This window comes from Marinomonas algarum (assembly GCF_020532605.1).
GTDB lineage: Bacteria > Pseudomonadota > Gammaproteobacteria > Pseudomonadales > Marinomonadaceae > Marinomonas > Marinomonas algarum.
On the sequence record NZ_JAJATW010000003.1, the window covers coordinates 189,305 to 205,307 of the forward strand.

A 16,003-nucleotide genomic window follows, 5' to 3' on the forward strand; every position below is an offset into this window, starting at 1 on the left:
TTTGCTTGATTTTCAGTCAAAAAAAAGAGGATTCTATGGATGAAAGTGATTAAATTTGGTATAATCCGCGGCTTGCTAAACTCCCAAACGAATTTCTAACGATAGGTTGTCGAATGCCAGACACTCAACAGTCACGTCTCAAAGAGCTGATCTCCAAAGGTAAAGAACAAGGTTACCTCACTTTTGCTGAAGTTAACGACCACCTACCAGATGACCTTTCAGACCCGGAGCAAGTAGAAGAAATTATTGCCATGATCAACGACATGGGCATCACAGTTTCTGAAATTGCACCCGATAAAGATAACCTTCTTATGGAAGAAGGCGACTCTACCGATGAAGCCGCGGCAGAAGAAGCCGCTGCTGCACTTGCTGCCGTTGAAGGCGATATTACCCGTACAACAGACCCTGTACGTATGTACATGCGTGAAATGGGTACCGTTGAGCTTTTAACTCGCGCAGGTGAGATTGCCATTGCGAAGCGTATCGAAGAAGGTACCCGCGAAGTCATGGCCGCTGTTTCTTACTTCCCTGGCGCTGTCGATGTATTGCTTGACGCCTACGCAAAAGTACAGGAAGAAGAAGGTCGTTTAAGCGACATCTTTAGTGGTTTCATTGATGGCGATGGTGAAGAACCTGTCTTTGAAGAATTGGCGGTTGAAGAGCCTGTTGTTGAAGAAGACGCGCTAGATAATGACGACGATGACGACAGCGATGACGAAGAGGAAGAAGAGACAGATAACGGACCAGATCCTGAAGAAACTGCTCTACGCTTCAATGACATCGCACGCATCTATGGTGAACTAAAAGTATTACTAGAAAACAGCGATCGACAAGATCCCGCGGTACAAAGTAAACAAGAAGAGCTCAGCATCAGCTTTGCTCCAATTAAGTTAGTGCCAAAAATATTTGACGAACTGATTGATCGTGTTCGTTCACGCATGGAAAAAGTACGTGACCAAGAGCGTCTTATCATGCAAGTGTGTGTGCGTAAATCTGGCATGCCAAGAACAGAGTTTTTGAAGCGCTTCCCTGGCAACGAAACCAACCAAACTTGGTTGCAAGAGCAGATCGATTCTGGCGCAAACTATGCCGCCATGCTTGAAGAAAACGAAGCGGAATTCATGCGCAGTCAGCGTAAACTCCGTGCGGTTGCAAAAGACACTGGTTTGACCATTGCTCAGTTAAAAGAAATTAACCGTCGCATTTCTATTGGTGAAACTCGCGCTCGTCGTGCTAAAAAAGAAATGGTAGAAGCCAACTTACGTTTGGTTATTTCGATTGCGAAAAAATACACTAACCGTGGTTTGCAGTTCTTAGATCTTATTCAAGAAGGCAATATTGGCCTCATGAAGGCGGTCGATAAGTTTGAATATCGTCGTGGTTACAAGTTCTCTACTTACGCTACTTGGTGGATTCGTCAGGCAATTACGCGCTCTATTGCAGATCAAGCACGCACCATTCGTATTCCAGTGCATATGATAGAAACGATCAACAAACTGAATCGTATTTCTCGTCAAATGCTACAAGAAATGGGACGTGAGGCAACACCAGAGGAATTGGCGGCACGCATGGATATGCCTGAAGATAAGATTCGTAAGGTATTGAAAATCGCGAAAGAGCCTATCTCAATGGAAACACCCATTGGTGATGATGAAGACTCCCATCTTGGAGACTTTATTGAAGACGATGGTGCAGAGTCTCCTATTGATATTGCAACAATCGAAGGTCTACGTGAATCAACGACTATGGTGTTGTCCGGCCTAACTGCACGTGAAGCCAAGGTGCTGCGTATGCGTTTTGGTATCGATATGAATACAGACCATACTCTTGAAGAAGTGGGTAAACAGTTTGATGTCACTCGTGAGCGTATTCGTCAAATTGAAGCAAAAGCATTGCGCAAATTGCGTCACCCAAGTCGTTCTGAACACCTGAGAAGTTTCTTAGATGAGTAATTTTTAAATCTTATAAAGAAGATTTAAGCCAAAAAACTGCTTCGGCAGTTTTTTTGTGTCTGCTTTTCACAGATGATAGTTGTTGAGAGATTCAACGCTCTTAACAAAACCCAAAAAAAGGGAAGAACCTCTCAGTTCTTCCCTTTTTTATTTAGTGCTTTGTATTCCGTAAACCACTAATACAATACTTAACGGGCCACAGATTGTGCTAATGCTGTGATCTCATCCCACTTCCCTGCTTTCACAAGGTCTGTGGGCACGATCCAAGAGCCGCCAACACATAATACATTCGGTAATGCCAGATATTCACGGAAGTTACTCGCTCCGATTCCACCCGTCGGGCAAAATTTGATGTCAGGTAACGGGCCGCCAAACGCTTTTAACGCTTTCACACCACCGTTCACTTCTGCTGGGAAGAATTTGAAGCGGTCGTAGCCGTATTCCATGCCTAGAAGAATATCTGAGATAGTCGCCACCGCAGGCAAGTAAGGCACATCGTATTCTTTCCCTACCGCCAACAGATCCGCCGTCATACCTGGGCTAATGATAAATTGAGAGCCCGCCTCAATCGCTTGAATGTATTGTGCTCGCGAACACACTGTTCCAGCCCCAACAATCGCCTCTGGCACTTCTTTACGCAACGCAGTAATGGCTTCTAGTCCAGCGGGTGTGCGCAACGTCACTTCTAATACAGGCACCCCACCCGCGACAAGCGCTTTACCAAGTGAAACAGCTTGTTGTACATCGTCGACAACAATGACAGGAACCACTGGGGTGGCTGTCATTACCTGCTCTGCAGTATAAAAAGTAGTCATTGTTATTTTCCTTTATTGCTTAATAGTCATGCCAATTACGGCCATCTTTGATTGGCAGTGCCATGGATGCAGCAGGTCCCCATGAGCCAGATGCGTACTCTTTCGGACGCTCACTTGTTTGACTCCACGCAGACATAATGCCATCAACCCATCTCCAAGCCGCTTCTACTTCGTCATAACGCATAAAGAGAGTGGCATCGTTACGCATCACATCCAACAACAAACGCTCGTACGCTTCAGGACTACGCTTATCGTTAAAGGCTTCGGTCAAACTCAAGTTCAAATCCACAGGCTGAAGGTTCATGCCCTCACTGGCGCCCGGCACTTTATTCATCACGGTCAAAGAAATCTTTTCTTCAGGTTGCAGACGAATAATCAACTGATTACGTTGCAGTTGACGATTACTTTCGTCGCTAAAAATACTGTGCGGCACAGATTTATATTGTATAACAATTTCAGAATAACGTTGCCCTAAACGTTTGCCCGTACGCAAATAAAAGGGGACGCCCGCCCAACGCCAGTTATCAATATCGGCACGCAGTGCGACAAAGGTCTCCGTTCTTGAGTTAGGGTTACTGCCCTCTTCGTCAAAATACCCTTTGACCTCTTTCCCTTTGATCATGCCTTTTGCATACTGACCGCGCACTGTCTTAGTGTAAGCGTTCGCACCGGCAATAGGGCGCAATGCTTTTAGTACTTTAATTTTTTCATCACGAACAGAATCTGCATCCATACGCCCTGGCGGCTCCATCGCCACCAAACAAAGCAACTGAATTAAATGGTTTTGCACCATATCGCGCATCGCGCCGGCGTTATCATAGTATCCCCAGCGCCCTTCAACACCGACTGTCTCAGAAACGGTAATCTGTACGTTATCAATGTGTGCACTGTCCCAAAGCGGCTCAAACAAGGTATTACCAAAACGAATCGCCAGCAAATTTTGCACGGTTTCTTTTCCAAGGTAATGGTCTATTCGAAAAGCTTGTTGCTCAGTAAAGTTCTTCATGACCTCATCATTGATCGCACGCGAGGACATCAAATCACGCCCTAAAGGCTTTTCTAACACCACACGCATACGCTCAGCATTCAGGCCGTGAGATGCTAAAGAAGAACAAATCGAACCAAACAAATCTGGCGAAGTCGCAAGGTAAAAAACCACATCACGGTTATCACCACCAATCTGGTGATCATTTAATCGTACAAAATCCGCTTCTTGTTGAGCATCAACAGACACATAACTCAGGCGCTCTTTAAAACGCGGCCACGTTTTTTCATCACCGACGCTAGAAGGCACAAACTCATCCAACGCGGTACGAATTCTTTCTTGGTATTCTTGTGTGCTTACTTCCCGTCTTGATGCGCCGATAATGCGTGTAGTGGGGGCAAGTAACCCGTCCATATCCAAGTGATACAGAGCAGGCAACAATTTGCGCATGGCAAGATCACCGCCACCACCGAAAATGACAACATCGCACGCTTTTAAGCTGGCCTTCATTTTATTCTCCAATTAATTTAGGCGTTAGACACAAGATAAGACGCATAACACGCACACCCCATGAGCCCTGGGTATTCAGACATTACGACAAAAGTCGGAATAGGTGAAACAAAGGCTTTCATACGACCTTTATCTTGCATCGCATCACGAAAACCGCTACCAAGAATTTCATTAACATAACGTGGCACAATGCCACCGGCAATATAGACACCGCCTCTGGACTCGATGGACAACACTAGGTCACCAATGACTCGACCCAAAAACACAAAAAATTGTTCAAAACTCGCCTTAGCAATAGGGTCGTTACCCAAAGATAATGCTGCCCCTATTTCAGGTGCCGTCAGACGCTTTTCTATGCCTTGACGCAGTGATAGGGCCTCATAAATATTTTCAAGGCCAGCGCCTGATAAAACACGTTCCGCTGACACGCGATGATGGCGAGCTCTTAAAAACGTCAAAATATAGTCTTCCATCTCATTACAAGACGATAAATCAACATGACCCCCTTCACCAGGGAGCACTCGGTTTGGTGCCCCCTCTTGAGGGATCACACACGACACACCTAACCCTGTACCCGCGCCGATTACCCAACAAGGGGAAGTAGGGTCGACATGGGTCTGATCACCAACAGCAATTAAATCTTCTTTATTCAACACTTCTAGACAATAGCCAACCGCATCAAAATCATTAAGCAGAGCAACGGCTTTATCTTCACCAAAATACGCTTGTATCTCATCACGAGTGAAGTGCCAAGGATTATTAGAAAACCGAATAACCGCTTGGTTAACAGGACCTGCAATCGCCAATACAACAGCATCAATATCTTGTAGGTTGACGCTCGAACTTTTTAAATATTCAGTAGCAGCATCGAAAAAACTGGCGTAATCAACACACGGAAACACCTTAACTTCTTGCGGCGTATACTGATAGATAGGCACTAATGCAAAGCGCGCATTGGTGCCACCGAGATCGGCAATTAAAGCGTGGGACATAAACGAACCCTATTTAATTTTCTGAAATTTTACAACAAAGAAGAGGTGAAAAATACCATATAACAGAAAAATAAAACGATAAAATGTAATTAAATTACAAACTATCTCAGCCTATTAAGAAATTTAAACACTTTCGTTGGAACGGATCTTTTGCGATTATTTTTATATTGATAGAGGCGTTCATCCGCCAATTTGAGCAGGTATTTGTAGCTACTAGGAGAATCAGAGATCACACTGGCACCGCCATAACTGACTGTAATAGGAACCAGATTCGACTTGTACCGCAACGGGTTCGCTTGTAAATACTCTTGTATTGATTCAGCAATCAACAATGCCTGTTCGTAGCTCTTACCTGGCATCACAAAAACAAACTCGTCACCGGCAAAACGGAACGTTAACCCCTGTTTATGCACGTACTTTAACAGTCGTTTGGCAATGTATTCTAAAACCTCATCCCCACAGTCATGGCCTAGCGTATCATTAATCGATTTAAAGGCATCGCAGTCAACAAACACCACCGTCAAGTCTCGGTTTTGTGCTTTTGAACGGGCAAATTCACGATCTAACATCAATTCAAGCTGGCGACGGTTCAACAGCCCAGTAAGGGGATCGCGAGTCGCCAGGTATTCCAATTTTTCTCGAGCGGTGACGTTGCTCAAACAAATAGAAATTTTAATGGCCAGTTGATCAAGCAAAAATGTATCTTTGGTGTGTGCATCATAACGTGTACTGTCGGAGTCAGCCTGACAAAACAAACCGACAAGCTCACCATCAATCGTCAGAGGGGAAATAGCCACAGAGGCCACAATATCACGGTAAACAGGAGGAATGATTTCCCAGCAACGACTTAAATTCGTATTCAGCAAAATCGTCTTGTTACTGGACTTAATGATATCAATCATTGAGCGACGGCGAGTAAACAACACCCTATCTTTCAAATCAGGCATTTTTTCCAGACTTTCAATTAGGTGCGATAAAGGCGCTTCATTGATTAGGTTGACCCAGACATAAGGGACATGAAAATGCTTTTGCACTTCTTTCGTCAGCGTCGACACGAACTGATCACAACGGCCAATAGATAGGATACAACGCTCAATTTCAAAAAATTTACGCGCAATTTCTTCGTTATGCCTTACATTGTCAATCAATTCATTAATATCGTGCATTCACCATGCCTTATTACGCCTTCGCTTGACAAAGACGTTCCCTAAAAACGGCCTACAGTTCAAAAATATATTCCTGAAAAAGCCTTACCTTTCACTAAATAAAGTCAAATAACGTTACATCATAGTACGATGCTTAAACACTTTGAGCCATAGATTGAATGCGAAATGCGCGTTTTTAAGTCAAAAAAACGACGAAGAGAATGCATCAGATACTGTTATAAGCGACATTGAATACTCCCATCAGAAATCACACCATATTCGCACTGTCTGTTTAAAAATATCCTCAACGAAAGCCATTTAAGAAAACGACCTAGACGCCGATATGTTTTTATATGAGATTAAATGAGCGATATGATGAACATTAGAGACGTTGTCGAAACACAGGTTACCCAAAGCAGCCAAGCGGGCCAACCGGTATCGGGCAATGCGCATTTTGCTTTATTGATGAGCTTATTCAACCAACCAGGGCCATCTATCATAGATACCCCAGATACACTCAGCGCCCACCAACCTCACGCCATCACGCGTCCCATACAGTTTTCTCACAGCATCAGTGAAAACCCAAGCGCCAATATTGCCTTGTTAAAAGCATTGAGTTTAGAGCCTCTCGCCGAAGGTCGATCTACACCCTATGATGCCGTAGAAAATCTAGAGCAACAAATTCATTTTCGTGCCTAATTACCCTATAACTCGATTCAAAGAGGCATTCTCAGGCCAATAACGTTAAAGAATATTACGTTTAAAAGCATTGATCCTATTGACTGCCCCCAATAGCAAGTGAACAGCGTTGAAATAACGCACTCCATTGTTGAGCATGGTATTGAGATGCCGATTGATAAGACTGCCATTGCGCATTGGAATCTGACATGGAGAACTGCTGAAAAAACTGGGTCATCTCGCCATTCATTGGCGCACTTAGCTCATACAGACGATTCAGTAAAGGCAGTACTTGGTAAGCACTCTGATTAATTCTGCCCATGTAGGGTTGAATGATGTCGACATAATGCACTTCGAACTGTTGCTTAAGATACACCGTTGGCGCACCACACTGATCGCGGGTTAACGTGTTGAGACTTTCTGCCACGAGTGACAAATATTGCGTTAATTGAGTCAAGGTATACAAAAGACGACCTGCATACTCACTGTCCATTAGCGCTTTTAGGTCTTGCTCAAAAACGGCGTTATCCAATGTCGGCAAAGAATCTAACCTTTCCCCAATCGAAACCAGTCGATTCAATGCATCTAATAAAGCTTGTTGCTCCGTAACGGCATAATTAAGCGGAATAAAACCATTCGATAAACTGAAAAACGCACTACTCTCTTCACCATTAAAAATCGCGTTAGCAAACGCTTTTGGCAACTCCACACGCTTTTGTTGTGCGACCTGGTACAGGTCTTCTGCCAACTCTTCATCGTCTATCTCACAAGACTCTATGGCTCGTATGATATCCAGCTCATACAAAAAGCGCTGGCTGTCTGGCATCACTTTACCTAGGATACTGTTTTTCTTCCCAGCAACGGCTCCTACATCACACTGCTGCAGTGACAAAAAATCTAATAACCCAATATCAAACTCTGTAAGAGGCTGCTGACGAAAGCGAGCAGAAGGAAGTCGTTCTGGCATTAGGGCTGCTGGCAGTCCAATCGAAATAAACTGGGATCGGTTCAAATCTGTGAGATATTGAGACAATAAAGCATCAGACTTAAAACGCATATCACATGCACTCGTCACAACGAGTATAATGCTCCATAACAACACCCAAGAAATAAAAGGTTTTCTATACATGAATAAGTTGCTCATCCAAAAACGAGAAGAACTCTCTGAAACACGCGTTGCGAAAATGGTCTTTCCAGGCACAACCAATCATTACGACACACTCTTTGGTGGTATTGCTTTGCAATGGATGGATGAAGTGGCTTATATCGCGGCAACACGCTTTTCCAGAAAAACAGTAGTGACCATTTCCACGGAGCAAATAGATTTTAAACAGCCTATTCCTGCTGGTATTTTGGTGGAATTAGTCGCCCGCGTTATTCACGTTGGCCGCACCTCTCTCAAAGTCGAGGTGTCTATTTATCTTGAACAATTGCATAGCGATGGACAAGAAAAAGCCATTACAGGACACTTCAATTTTGTTGCCGTCGATGAAGAAAGCCGTAAACCCGTACCGATATTTGATGAAGACACCGCAACAAACTAATACAACGTGGCAAACAGTGCACTATCGTGCTGTTTGCCACAGCTTTTGCTTAGTTTGCTTGGCGCTTCGCAATTTCAGCAGCCAACTCATCAAAGCTTTTCTCTGCTTCTAACTTCTGAAATAAAGCTGCTTCATTGCGCATAGAAGAACGAAGAATACTTTCTGCTGCCTCTTCCGCTTCAGCGGGATTCAAGCCAACCAACACAACTAAGCCACCTGATGGCGTTGGCATTTGGCGAATCACTTTTGAGCCTATAAGCTCTTGCTCAGTAACTTGCTTAGTCACAACCGTGTTCACACGGTCTACGGTCTCTGCATCACCAGCGCCCGTGGTTTCAACATATTGCTTAACCATATTTTGCAGATCGACGTTCAACACTTGAGCCAATTCCACACGTGCTGCCGTCGCAGCCATTTGCTTCATATAGTTAGGACCAGCTGCCGATTTTTCACTGTAACCCACTGCTGACAAGGCCACACCCTCTAACGGAGCGCCACACACCCAATCAGGCGCAGCTTGGTTTGAGCCATCCGCAAAAGTACAATCTGGAACCGACACTTGTGGTGCATTCAACACTTCTTTGCTGCAAGCAACCAATGCCACACTGGCAACCAAAACACTTATTAACTTTAGTTTCATTTTATTTCCCTTCCATAATGGACAACTTAGTCACATCACCTATAAAGCCCAATAAGAAGCCTTTGTGATAGGCTTTCAGTTTAAAATAGATACGTTATTAAATACAAAAAAGGGCGCTATAAATAGCACCCTTTACAATCAAATTGCATGAGCAATTACTCAGCGTAAGACGCTTTCTCTTCTTCTGTCACATCTTTCATGGACAGTTTGATACGACCGCGAGCATCAACATCTAGCACTTTCACGATGACATCTTGGCCTTCTGAAAGGAAGTCAGTCACAGCACGAATACGCTCTTCAGCGATCTGTGAGATGTGAACCAAACCATCTTTACCTGGTAAGATATTCACGAAGGCGCCGAATTCAGCAAGACGTACAACTTTACCTTTGTAAAGTTTATCGATTTCCGCTTCCGCAGTGATTTCATGAATGATCAGTAATGCCGCATCTGAAGAAGCTTTATCCGCCGCAAAAATACGTACCGTACCGTCATCATCAAGATCGATCGAAGCGCCTGTTTTCTCAGTGATAGAACGAATCGTTGCACCACCTTTACCGATAACATCACGGATTTTTTCAGGATCAATCTTGATGGTTGCCATAGAAGGTGCGTTTGGCGATACTTCTGGACGAGCATAGCCGATCACTTGAGCCATCTTACGAAGGATGTGCTTACGTGCTTCCATTGCCTGGCTTAGAGCGATATCCATGATTTCTTCATTGATACCTTCGATTTTAATGTCCATTTGCAGCGCAGTAATACCTTCTTCGGTACCCGCTACTTTAAAGTCCATATCACCAAGGTGATCTTCGTCACCCAAGATATCTGTCAATACAGCAAAACCGTCTTCTTCTTTAATAAGACCCATTGCAATACCTGCAACAGGTGCTTTAAGAGGAACACCAGCGTCCATCATTGATAGGGACGCGCCACAAACAGACGCCATTGAGCTGGAGCCGTTAGATTCTGTAATCTCAGAAACAACACGAATGGTGTATGGGAACTCATCTTCAGATGGCAATACAGCCTGAACACCGCGGCGAGCCAAACGACCGTGGCCGATTTCACGACGACCCACACCACCCATACGACCACACTCACCAACGGAGTAAGGAGGGAAGTTGTAATGCAACATGAAGCTGTCTTTGCTTTCGCCTGTTAAGCCGTCTGTCATTTGTGAATCACGGCTAGTACCTAGAGTACAAGTCGCAATGGCTTGCGTTTCGCCACGTGTAAACAAAGCAGAGCCGTGAGTTTTGCTCAGCAAACCCACTTCCACGTTGATTGGACGTACGGTTTTGTTGTCACGACCATCAATACGTGGCTGACCGTCGATCACTCGACGACGTACCGTACGTTTTTCAAGTTTTGCAAAAGCGCCCGTCACGTCAGCTTCAGAAAATTCGCCTTCTTCCGTAACCAATGCTTCAACCGCAGCGCTACGAACTTCACCTAGCTTCGCGTAGCGAGCCATTTTTTCACTGATGCCGTACGCTTCTTCGATTTGTGCTGCGTAACCTGTTGCGAGTGCTTCGGTTAGTGAAACATTAACCGCTTCTGCTTCCCACTCCCAACGAGGCTTAGCGCACTCAGTGGCGAATTCAGAGATTGCCGTGATAGCCGCTTGCATTTCTTTGTGTGCGTAAAGCACCGCACCCAGCATTTCGTCTTCGGTAAGCTCTTGCGCTTCAGACTCAACCATTAAGACGGCGTCTTTGGTGCCAGCAACGACCATGTCTAGCAAAGAACCATCTAGGTCAGCGTAGCTTGGGTTAAGAACATAACCAGACTCGTCGTTAAAGCCAACACGTGCTGCACCAATAGGACCATTAAATGGAATACCGGAAATCGTCAAGGCGGCAGACGTTGCCAACATAGCCGCGATGTCTGCGTCTAAGTTCGTGTTCGTCGACATAACAGTACAAACTACTTGTACTTCGTTCATGAAGCCTTTTGGAAACAATGGACGAATCGGGCGGTCGATAAGGCGTGACGTTAACGTTTCTTTTTCAGAAGGACGCCCTTCACGTTTTAGGAAGCCACCTGGAATTTTACCCACTGCATAAGCACGCTCTTGGTAGTGAACAGACAGTGGGAAAAAGTCTTGTCCTGGCTTAGCTGATTTCGCGCCAACAACGGTTGCAAGCACTTGCGCGTCGCCAATAGTACAAAGAACGGCACCGGTTGCTTGACGAGCAATGCGGCCTGTTTCTAGTGTTACGGTATCGTTACCGAACTGAAAAGTTTTTGTCGTAATACTCACACGTATTCCTTCTGTTTAAAAAAATTCTTCTCCCAAAGACCTCTTTTTAAGCCAGTACTCATATGAACTCTCTTAGATTTTATCAGCAAGCTTTTTAATAAATCTTTCTGACAAAACAAAAGCGCATATGAAGTACAGGCTGTCCCTTGGGAGTGCAATAAAAAAAGGGCCATAATAATTTATGGCCCTTTCTCAGTCTTAGCGACGCAGACCTAGTTTTTTGATCAAACTAGTGTAACGAACTGCATCTTTACGCTTAAGGTAATCCAACAATTTACGACGTTGGTTTACCATACGGATTAAACCGCGACGAGAATGGTGGTCATGGATATGAGATTTAAAGTGACCTTGTAAACCTTCGATGTTCTTAGTCAACAATGCTACTTGAACTTCAGGAGAACCTGTGTCGCCTTCTGCTACTTGAAACTCTTTAACCAACGCTGCTTTTGATTCTGCAGACAATGCCATAATCTATATCTCCAAATTAATATGCTATAAAAAGTAAAGGATAGCCGAGCATATTTTCAGTCATCCTATACGAGCAAGTTTACCACCCTTTTTCGCAGAACTCACTGCTATTATAGGGAGAACTCTCTCGTATTAACCAATCGATAAGGTCGCAAGTGCACGCCTCTTATTTGCCCTAACCCCAGAAATCGCTGAGTGCCATGATCAAACATCCTGACGACCGTTTCATCTTCTAAAGAAACAGGACTTTGCACGGTTCGTCCAAACATCATGTTAATGCTGTCTGCTTCGGACAAATCGACTTTCTCAAAATGCTCCACCGCAGTGTCCATGGATATCAAATAAGAATCTAAGGCTTCGTAACCTTGCTCGGCAACGGCTTCAAACTCTTCCAATGTCATCATGTCTTCCGGCGCATAACCTGCTGTCGAAATTCGATGCAACGAGTGAAGATGCGCACCACAGCCTAATGCTTCACCAATATCTTCCCCAATGGTACGAATATAAGTGCCCTTTGAGCACTGAATATCCAATGTAAGGGTGTCTTCGGTTCTTGAAATCAGACTCAAATCAGAAATAGTCACACGACGACGCTTCCTTTCAATCACAATCCCCTGTCGGGCATATTCATAAAGAGGCTTACCTTCGTGCTTCAATGCAGAGTACATCGGAGGGATTTGCTCTATCTCTCCACGAAAACGCGCTAATACGGCGTCTAACGCCTCGTCAGAAAGAGCAGGAACCGTTTCATCAGTGAGCACCTCACCTTCCCGATCCCCTGTGGTGGTACGTTTACCAAGCTGTATACACGTCAGATAACGCTTGTCGGCATCCAACAAATATTGCGAAAACTTGGTTGCGTCACCAAAACATAAAGGCAGCATGCCTGTTGCCAGAGGGTCAAGCGCTCCAGTGTGTCCCGCTTTGGCTGCTTGATACAACCGGCGGACGCGTTGCAATGCCTGACTTGAACTTAATCCTATGGGCTTGTTCAGCAGAACGATTCCGTCTACTGAACGCCATTTTGCCTTTGCCATACGAACCTATTACTCGCCTTCGTTGCCCTGTTTCGTCTCATCATCACGAATTGCTTCGTCAATCAAAGCTGACATACGTGAGCCATTCACAACACTTTGGTCATAATGGAAACGCAAATGAGGCATAACACGAAGCTTCACTTCTTGTGCTAATCGACGACGCAAAAAACCCTTTGCACTATCAAGTGCCGCTTGGTTTTCTGCCAGCACATCAGGCTGATCGTCTTTTCCTAACACAGTATAATAAATGTCTGCATAGCCTAAATCTTTTGCTACACGCACTTCATTCACTGTAACCAACCCTAAACGCGGGTCTTTTACTTCAAACTGGATCAAAGGTGCCAGCTCCTTCTGGAGCTGGTCGCCAATCCGACTAGTACGACTAAATTCGCCTGCCATGATTTTGCCTTATTAAAGCGTACGCGCTACTTCGACGGTTTCAAAAACCTCGATCTTATCGCCTACTTTGACATCGTTGTAGTTTTTCACACCGATACCACATTCCATACCACGGCTTACTTCACTCACAGCGTCTTTAAAGCGACGCAATGACTCAAGCTCACCTTCGTAAATAACAACATCATCACGCAATACGCGAATCTGCTTACTACGGTACACCGTGCCTTCAATGACCATACAGCCGGCAATCAAACCGAACTTAGGCGAACGGAAGATATCACGCACTTCAGCCGTACCCTTGATGTCTTCGCGAAGGTCTGGAGACAACATACCAGACAGGGCGGATTTCACGTCATCAATGATGTTATAGATGATGCTGTAGTAACGAAGATCAACACTTTCACGTTCGATGAACTGTTTCGCAGAGCTGTCAGCACGTACGTTGAAGCCGAAGATAACCGCATCTGACGCCAAGGCCAACGTTGCATCTGTTTCCGTAATACCACCTACGCCACTTGAAATCACATTCACTTTTACTTCATCTGTATTCAGATCAGTCAATGATTTAATCAGCGCTTCAAGGGAGCCACGTACATCTGCTTTTAAAACCACATTTAGAGTACGAACTTCGTCTTTGCCCATTTCAGAGAACAAGTTCTCTAACTTAGCAGAGTGCTGACGAGCAAAACGCACTTCACGGTATTTGCCTTGACGGAAGTTAGCCACTTCGCGCGCTTTACGCTCATCGGCAACAACAATGAACTCTTCGCCGGCTTCTGGTGTACCATCAAGACCTAGAATTTCCACAGGAATTGAAGGGCCCGCTGAATTGATGGCTTTGCCGGTTTCATCAAGAAGTGCACGAACGCGACCCATTTGAAGACCCGCCAAAACAATGTCTCCTTTTTTCAAGGTACCGTTTTGTACAAGCAAAGTCGCAACGGAGCCACGACCACGGTCAAGGCGAGCCTCAACAACAACCCCTTTCGCAGGCGCACTTGGTACGGCCGTTAATTCAAGTACTTCAGACTGAAGCAATACGGCTTCAAGCAACTCTTCGATCCCTTCACCTGACTTAGCTGACACACCGATAAACTGAACGTCGCCGCCCCATTCTTCAGGCACAACTTCTTGAGCAACCAATTCGTTTTTAACACGATCGAGATCAGCGCCTTCTTTATCGATCTTAGTGATCGCAACAACCATTGGCACTTCAGCAGCGCGAGCATGCTGAATGGCTTCGATTGTTTGAGGCATAACGCCATCATCCGCCGCACACACAAGAATAACGATGTCTGTTGACTTAGCACCACGAGCACGCATAGAAGTAAAGGCAGCGTGTCCTGGTGTATCAAGGAAACTGATCATGCCATGGGGCGTTTCTACGTGGTAGGCACCAATGTGCTGTGTAATACCACCGGACTCACCTGCGGCAACACGGGTAGTACGAATGTAATCAAGTAGAGACGTTTTACCATGGTCAACGTGTCCCATTACGGTAACAACAGGCGCGCGTTTAATTGCTTCACCTTCATAATCGATGGCTTCAATCATGTCGTTTTCGACAGCATTTTCGTCAATCAATTTAACCGTATGGCCCATTTCCTCAACAACAAGTGTCGCTGTGTCACGGTCAATCGTTTGGTTAATGGTCGCCATTGCGCCCATTTTGAACATAATTTTAATAACTTCAGCGCCCTTCACTGCCATTTTCTCAGCAAGGTCAGCCACTGTAATGCTTTCAGGTAAAGCAACCTCATGGACCATTTTCGCTGTTGGCTTTTGGAAACCATGTTCTTGTTTTGATTGCTTCTTGTTCTTACGACCCAATTTACCACGACGAGTAAACTCATCCTCGCCGTTTACATTGACGCGAGAGCTACGTTTGTTTTCTGGGTTATTACGACCACGAGGTTTGTCTTTGTCGTTATCGTGTCGAACTGGGCCTTTTTTGCCTTTCGGTGCCACAGTGGACTTTTTACTGTCCGTTGCAGGCTGAGAGACTTTCTTAGACGCTTTAGGCTTGGGTGATTCCACGGGTTGTGCCGCTCCTGTATCGGAGACATTCTGCTCCGTATCATTGACCGCGCCAGCATCTGCTTTAGCGGCTTTCGCCGCAGCTTCTTGACGCGCTTTTTCTTCAGCTTCGGCCTTCGCTTTAGCTGCCTTCTCTTCTTCTAACTTACGCTCAGCTTCTAAACGAGCAGCTTCTGCCGCTAAACGCTCTTGCTCTTCGGCAAGGCGTTTGGCCAGTAATTTTTCTTGCTGACGTGCTTCTTCACTTACTTCATCACGCTTAACATAAGTACGCTTTTTCTTTACCGCTACGTTAACGGCTTTGCCGCCATCACGAGACAAGGTGCTGTTTGTCTTTCGTTGCAAAGTAATACGCTGACTGCCTGAAGACTCACCATGTTGGCGCTTCAAGTAGCTTAATAGTGTTTGCTTTTCCAAGTCAGAAACTTCTTGGTCTGCACTCGTTTGAGGCAATCCAGCATCTTTCATCTGAGTTAGTAGTTTATCGACTGGTGTTTTCACCAATTCGGATAGTATCTTTACGGTTTGAACTGTCAT

Annotated in this window: 14 protein-coding genes; 3 read left to right on the forward strand and 11 right to left on the reverse strand. The window is 45.1% G+C overall.

The window, feature by feature from the left end; all coding sequences use genetic code 11:
- Positions 1–113 precede the first annotated feature (113 nt).
- On the forward strand, positions 114–1,952 hold the full coding sequence (rpoD, locus tag LG368_RS03885; RefSeq protein WP_226753416.1) for an RNA polymerase sigma factor RpoD: 1,839 nt from the start codon (positions 114–116) through the stop codon (positions 1,950–1,952).
- A 188-nt stretch (positions 1,953–2,140) separates the two neighbouring features.
- Here rpoD and LG368_RS03890 read toward each other — a convergent pair whose 3' ends face one another.
- From LG368_RS03890 to LG368_RS03905, 4 genes are all read right to left on the reverse strand, one after another.
- Complete coding sequence (locus LG368_RS03890) at positions 2,141–2,767, reverse strand: bifunctional 4-hydroxy-2-oxoglutarate aldolase/2-dehydro-3-deoxy-phosphogluconate aldolase (RefSeq protein WP_226753417.1); 627 nt, start codon at positions 2,765–2,767, stop codon at positions 2,141–2,143.
- Between the two features lie 19 nt (positions 2,768–2,786).
- Entirely contained in the window at positions 2,787–4,262 is a 1,476-nt protein-coding gene (gene zwf, locus LG368_RS03895) for a glucose-6-phosphate dehydrogenase (RefSeq protein WP_226753418.1), read from the reverse strand.
- 17 nt (positions 4,263–4,279) lie between these two features.
- Positions 4,280–5,254 (reverse strand): glucokinase, encoded by a 975-nt coding sequence (gene glk / locus LG368_RS03900; protein WP_226753419.1) that lies wholly within the window; start codon positions 5,252–5,254, stop codon positions 4,280–4,282.
- 101 nt (positions 5,255–5,355) lie between these two features.
- Positions 5,356–6,420, reverse strand: coding sequence for a GGDEF domain-containing protein (locus tag LG368_RS03905; RefSeq protein ID WP_226753420.1), 1,065 nt, complete (start codon positions 6,418–6,420; stop codon positions 5,356–5,358).
- A 342-nt stretch (positions 6,421–6,762) separates the two neighbouring features.
- On the opposite strand from LG368_RS03905, the gene LG368_RS03910 reads away from it, so the two are divergent.
- Positions 6,763–7,098 carry a hypothetical protein gene (locus tag LG368_RS03910; protein WP_226753421.1) on the forward strand — a complete coding sequence of 112 codons (336 nt, stop codon included), beginning with the start codon at positions 6,763–6,765 and terminating at the stop codon, positions 7,096–7,098.
- 76 nt (positions 7,099–7,174) lie between these two features.
- Here the strand turns inward: LG368_RS03910 and LG368_RS03915 are convergent, their stop codons facing one another.
- On the reverse strand, positions 7,175–8,134 hold the full coding sequence (locus tag LG368_RS03915; protein WP_226753422.1) for a DUF3080 family protein: 960 nt from the start codon (positions 8,132–8,134) through the stop codon (positions 7,175–7,177).
- Positions 8,135–8,204: 70 nt separating this feature from the next.
- Here LG368_RS03915 and LG368_RS03920 point away from each other — a divergent pair, with 70 nt between their 5' ends.
- Positions 8,205–8,621 carry an acyl-CoA thioesterase gene (locus LG368_RS03920; RefSeq protein WP_226753423.1) on the forward strand — a complete coding sequence of 139 codons (417 nt, stop codon included), beginning with the start codon at positions 8,205–8,207 and terminating at the stop codon, positions 8,619–8,621.
- 49 nt (positions 8,622–8,670) lie between these two features.
- On the opposite strand, the gene LG368_RS03925 is transcribed toward LG368_RS03920, so the two are convergent.
- The 6 genes from LG368_RS03925 to infB all read right to left on the reverse strand — a co-directional run bounded on the left by LG368_RS03925 (position 8,671) and on the right by infB (position 16,003).
- Positions 8,671–9,261 (reverse strand): LPP20 family lipoprotein, encoded by a 591-nt coding sequence (locus LG368_RS03925; RefSeq protein WP_226753424.1) that lies wholly within the window; start codon positions 9,259–9,261, stop codon positions 8,671–8,673.
- Positions 9,262–9,416: 155 nt separating this feature from the next.
- Positions 9,417–11,525, reverse strand: a complete 2,109-nt coding sequence (gene pnp, locus LG368_RS03930) for a polyribonucleotide nucleotidyltransferase (protein ID WP_226753425.1) — start codon at positions 11,523–11,525, stop codon at positions 9,417–9,419.
- 198 nt (positions 11,526–11,723) lie between these two features.
- A complete protein-coding gene (rpsO, locus tag LG368_RS03935) occupies positions 11,724–11,993 on the reverse strand; it encodes a 30S ribosomal protein S15 (RefSeq protein WP_226753426.1) in 270 nt (89 codons plus the stop codon).
- A 110-nt stretch (positions 11,994–12,103) separates the two neighbouring features.
- The gene (truB, locus tag LG368_RS03940) at positions 12,104–13,030 is read right to left on the reverse strand and encodes a tRNA pseudouridine(55) synthase TruB (RefSeq protein WP_226753427.1); all 927 of its coding nucleotides are present in this window, start codon (positions 13,028–13,030) and stop codon (positions 12,104–12,106) included.
- Positions 13,031–13,039: 9 nt separating this feature from the next.
- The gene (rbfA, locus tag LG368_RS03945; RefSeq protein WP_226753428.1) at positions 13,040–13,429 is read right to left on the reverse strand and encodes a 30S ribosome-binding factor RbfA; all 390 of its coding nucleotides are present in this window, start codon (positions 13,427–13,429) and stop codon (positions 13,040–13,042) included.
- Between the two features lie 12 nt (positions 13,430–13,441).
- Complete coding sequence (gene infB, locus LG368_RS03950) at positions 13,442–16,003, reverse strand: translation initiation factor IF-2 (protein WP_226753429.1); 2,562 nt, start codon at positions 16,001–16,003, stop codon at positions 13,442–13,444.